Origin of the sequence: Bacteroides sp. RTP31139st1_H2_RTP31139_211217, assembly GCF_040227615.1 — a bacterium.
Taxonomy (GTDB): Bacteria; Bacteroidota; Bacteroidia; order Bacteroidales; family Bacteroidaceae; genus Bacteroides; species Bacteroides uniformis.
On sequence record NZ_JBCNZM010000254.1, the window covers coordinates 1 to 4,407 of the forward strand.

Below are 4,407 nucleotides of genomic sequence, written 5' to 3' on the forward strand. Positions count from 1 at the left end.
TCCGTCTATCTTGCCTTGCTGCATGGGTGTTTCCTTTCGGAGAGTAACGCCGTCTTGGTAATACTCCGTGAATGTGCCGTTACGCTTACCTTTGGCATATATGCCCGATTCACGCAGTACCCCATCACGATAGCGAAAATAATCGCCGTTTATTATGCCATCGGAAAGTTTAACACGCTCCTCGTCAAGCCCTCGTACAATGCGGTATTCTCCCTGCAACGGTTGTTTACTGCCTTTTTCATAATAGACCGTGCGCCGTGCGTTATCCGTTATAGTCTGTAAATTATTCCATTCTATTATTTGTTGTGCGGAAGCCGTGCCACACAATAGCAAAAAGACATATATAGTTAAAAATCTATTCATTTTATTTTTGGAAAAACAATACGATTTCACCTAATAACAAAGTCAAAAAGCTACCTATCCAAAGATAATAACCTATTGATAAATGAAAAACTCCAAGAGTGCTTTCAATGCCCCGTTCCGGGTCTACGAATGTCGGATTATTAAAAAACAACGGAAGCATAGCCAATAATATACTGACTATAATAAGTACATATAATAATGAAGTGTTCTTCCCCGACAAGTACATATTAATAGAAAATCCATAAGTGATATTAGCCAGCCATGCCATATAAAAAAGTTTTGAAGGCCATTTTACCAAAAAGATTTCAATCCATCCTCCGAGCAAATATGCCCATCCGGGATTTCTATCACTGTCAGCAAACACATTGGCACAACATGCTGATATATAAAGTAATAAGCTGACTACAACCATGATTGCTTTTTCCATATTCATCTTCATTAATTTATTAGCCAATTCTAAAGCATAAATTAATAAAAGAACAATAGGAATTATTATTCACCAGTTTATATTCATCTTATGGTCGTTTATCTATATCCTATTTTCAGATTCAATCAATATTTCCCTTCTATTCCATTTTCTTTACGGGCTTGTGCCATTTCTTCCCGATTATCTATAATATATTGTCGCAGTTCAGATAATTCTTTTGCTATATCTTCGGCTACCGCAGCTTGTTCTGTTTCTGGCTTAAAGGTAAGTTTAGGATAAGCCAATCCGACATAGCCGCTTTTGCGACCTTCATTAATAACTTGAGCAAGAATTTCAAGCCATTTATCCGGTACACCACCTGCATAACCGTTAATCCATTTCCCGGATAGTTTATTGAATGCCAATTGCGCCTGACGACATTCAAATGCAGGTTCTCCTACACCCCCTACATTTTCTATCATACGGGCGTAAAGATTTCGGCGGAACTGTGCTGTATAAAACCAATAAACGGCATCATCTTTTTGCCCTAAATCATAAAATCTAATCGCCAATACATAGAGCGTTTCAATGGGAGTATTATCTATTTCGGCTCGAATTACATCAGCCGTGCTTTGCAGTTTTTTTACATCTTCACTTTTCAGCACATCGCTAAACTTCCCCACTTGAATTGTCAAAGGTTCAGAATTATACCACGGCTCAACATAAATGGGCATTCGTTTAGATTCATTATTACAACTTACCAAACAAAACACTGCCGATAAAACTGCAAAAACTCTTCTTATCATCTTCATATTTTTTTTGTTTTTTGGAATTGATGATTATTTCACTGTCATTTTCTGAAATAATAGACGTATTAAATTGTTTATTTATTGCTATATTATGGGAAAAATCTCCAATTTGAAAAAAGAGCACTAACTACACGAAGAAAACTTCATGTTAGATTATTCATATGAGAATTATAAGAATAAAGAAGCATTATATCAACTAATATAACTAATATGGTAGTCAACAAGAAAAGAAAAAAAATATTTTTATGTTTTTTTCTTTGTGGAACAGACATCAGTCTAAAGTCATGTTCCAATTTTTGATATTTTTGCTCATCATATATTTTTAAATTGATAAAAGATAATATTATCAACAATATAAGCATGGGAATAGCTATAGGTTCTGGTTTGTCATATATGCAAAGTTGAACTTGGTCATCAAATAGAGTCAACAAAATAGAAACAAAAAGCAACACATAAGAAAATTGACATACCGTAACAACTACAAAAGAACGGTCAGGAAATCCCTTTGACGGTACAGTAGTCCAAATCCAATAAAATATATTATCGAAAAATGAAACTCCATTTTTTTCTTTGAAAGAGGATGTATTACGTTTTATATTCATTGTGTTATGGTATCATTTTCCTTGTCTTAATATATGTTTTTTATGATTGGGCCTGACTCTCATTGGTTCACAATAATAAGGACGTTCAACTCTTGTTGCATCTGCGGGAGTAATAGTGCCATGTATTTCTTCATAACTTGGTGGGGAAATATATGGACGTTTTGAGACACTGGTTATGAACCACAAAATACCAAGAGCAATTCCAACTGGAGGGAAATAAGAACCGATAATATAAATGCCCGTGTTCACTCCCATATTTAATGCCGCCTCGGAAAAAGTCTGTTTACCAGAAATCCATAACGCTGTATCAATAACAAGCCCTGCAATATAGATTTTCCTACCTACACCTTTCGCAACTTCACCTTTTGTTGTATATACTCTATTGGGATTACGAACCAAAGTACCTTGTCTGTTTATCTGAATATACTTTTCTCCAATGACAATAGGTTTTTGGGATAATTGCTCAAAAGAATTTGCAATACCATATAAAGACAAAGCAGTAGTTCCCTTGTCTATCAGCCCCTCTAATGGTTGCAATCCACTTTCGATATTTTTCTCATCCTTTATCACTACCAATTCATAGAAAGGTGTGGAAAATGATTCAGTAGATGTGGTATCAGATGATATGACATAGCGAGACCGCCAAAATACACACCCTAAACCTTCAACATAACCATTATGTAATTGTCGATTTTGGCACATTGCCTCAAATTGCTGCAAAGTAATTTCCATTTCAGACCTTTTTTATTATATGAACGAGAAATATTTGTCTAAAGTGGCAAATATACAACTCGTTAATGTTTTACTTATTCTTGATGATATTTACCGTCCAGTATTGTACCTTCAGAGCAACCAATCCTTAGACTGGCAAGCTGCATAATAATGCTTTTTCTGTGAATATACGGTATAGCATGAGACTAAAAGAGTATGGCTCCTTTGGCTTAACCCTCGTTCACTTGTACATTAAAGTGTGCAAGAGCTTGTCCGATTTCGCCGCGCTATTGAGGATACTCATCTGATTACGGACACCTACTTCTTATCCGATACTCTTTCTTTTCTTTATTCATATAAGTGAATAAATGATTTACAGATGGACATACATTATGCCCATCTGTAAATTCAAAATTATCCAATTTATTCTTGACGATATGCGCTTTCCCAAATAGCATCTTCCGGATTATCGCCTTTATGACCGGCAAGCTGTATCACGAAGCTTTTTGCCGGGAAATACGGTGTGACGTGGATATCAAGAAGCACATGGTCTTTCTGATTCGGGTCTTGTTCAATCTTCATAACCTTGAAGCGTTCGATGAGTTTGTTCGGTCCCATTACACTATCGAGGAATTTCACAACCTGACCACGTAAATCAGCTTCCGTGCGAGTAGTCCAATTCTCAAATGCCCGACGGTTCAGGAAGTCAATCAGCACTTTCGTTATATAGTCGAATACACGAACTACGGAGTAGGTCTGCAAGCCAAGGTTATCTCCATTAAATAATGTCTTGGCAGAGAAAGCCATAACCTTGCTGTACTCGTTCACCATCGGCACAAGACCCATACGTTCAAGTTCGGAAATCTCACTCTTGCGAAGGTCGAAGCGTACACTTTCTACTTCATTAAGTCCACCAAATTTCTTACCGGCTACTACCTGAGACATTAAGGTTTTGTATATTTTCCCGGCAAGTGAAGAAGATGGCGGAATATAAAGGTTTTCTTCTTCTCCAACGCTTTCCTCTCTTTGACGACCAAGCAACCAGTTACAGGTCATTATAGTATTCGATTTGAATACATCTCCACCCGTATGATTGGCATTGAAGAATATATCTACTACATCGTCCGGAGTTTCAAGGTTTTGGAAGTCTGTAACAAGAAAAGCCTTGTTCTCGTATGCAATCTTGGACCACTTGTCCAAAATGGCATTTGAACCTATATATCCGGGAACGACAAGCAACGAGTAGTTGCGACGCAGGTCAAGACGGTCAAAATTCTGTTTGAGTTCATTGCTGATGTGGTCAGCAAAAATGGTATTGTCCAAATCCTGAAGCTGCTCCATGGTCGCATTGACAATGGTGACATTCTTCACCTTATCACTTTCCGTGTTCTTATAAAAGAGCGCAATAGTGCGGTATGCGCTTTCGAGTTCCCGTGTTCTGGCAAGAGCATTCTTCAAGTTATGATTAAGAAGGTTCTCGGCATTTTCTGCGGTTTCCTTGGCCTTGTCCCGCATT

At 37.2% G+C, this 4,407-nt stretch carries 5 protein-coding genes and 1 pseudogene; all 6 read right to left on the reverse strand.

The window, feature by feature from the left end:
* Positions 1 to 363 (reverse strand): annotated as a pseudogene (locus tag ABUA47_RS23290) (hypothetical protein); the annotation flags it as partial.
* A gap of 1 nt (position 364) precedes the next feature.
* A complete protein-coding gene (locus tag ABUA47_RS23295; protein ID WP_138287045.1) occupies positions 365 to 790 on the reverse strand; it encodes a hypothetical protein in 426 nt (141 codons plus the stop codon).
* Between the two features lie 125 nt (positions 791 to 915).
* Positions 916 to 1,581, reverse strand: a complete 666-nt coding sequence (locus ABUA47_RS23300; protein ID WP_049129079.1) for a hypothetical protein — start codon at positions 1,579 to 1,581, stop codon at positions 916 to 918.
* A 140-nt stretch (positions 1,582 to 1,721) separates the two neighbouring features.
* Complete coding sequence (locus ABUA47_RS23305; protein ID WP_032558008.1) at positions 1,722 to 2,180, reverse strand: hypothetical protein; 459 nt, start codon at positions 2,178 to 2,180, stop codon at positions 1,722 to 1,724.
* A gap of 12 nt (positions 2,181 to 2,192) precedes the next feature.
* Complete coding sequence (locus ABUA47_RS23310) at positions 2,193 to 2,912, reverse strand: hypothetical protein (protein ID WP_009293435.1); 720 nt, start codon at positions 2,910 to 2,912, stop codon at positions 2,193 to 2,195.
* 402 nt (positions 2,913 to 3,314) lie between these two features.
* On the reverse strand, positions 3,315 to 4,407 hold a 1,093-nt coding region (locus ABUA47_RS23315; RefSeq protein WP_349832137.1), incomplete at its 5' end, for a type VI secretion system contractile sheath protein TssC.

Bases quoted from the DNA above. Each gene is read 5' to 3' on its own strand.
- ABUA47_RS23295 (WP_138287045.1), bottom strand. From the start codon at position 790: ATGGAAAAAGCAATCATGGTTGTAGTCAGCTTATTACTTTATATATCA.
- ABUA47_RS23300 (WP_049129079.1), bottom strand. From the start codon at position 1,581: ATGAAGATGATAAGAAGAGTTTTTGCAGTTTTATCGGCAGTGTTTTGT.
- ABUA47_RS23305 (WP_032558008.1), bottom strand. From the start codon at position 2,180: ATGAATATAAAACGTAATACATCCTCTTTCAAAGAAAAAAATGGAGTT.
- ABUA47_RS23310 (WP_009293435.1), bottom strand. From the start codon at position 2,912: ATGGAAATTACTTTGCAGCAATTTGAGGCAATGTGCCAAAATCGACAA.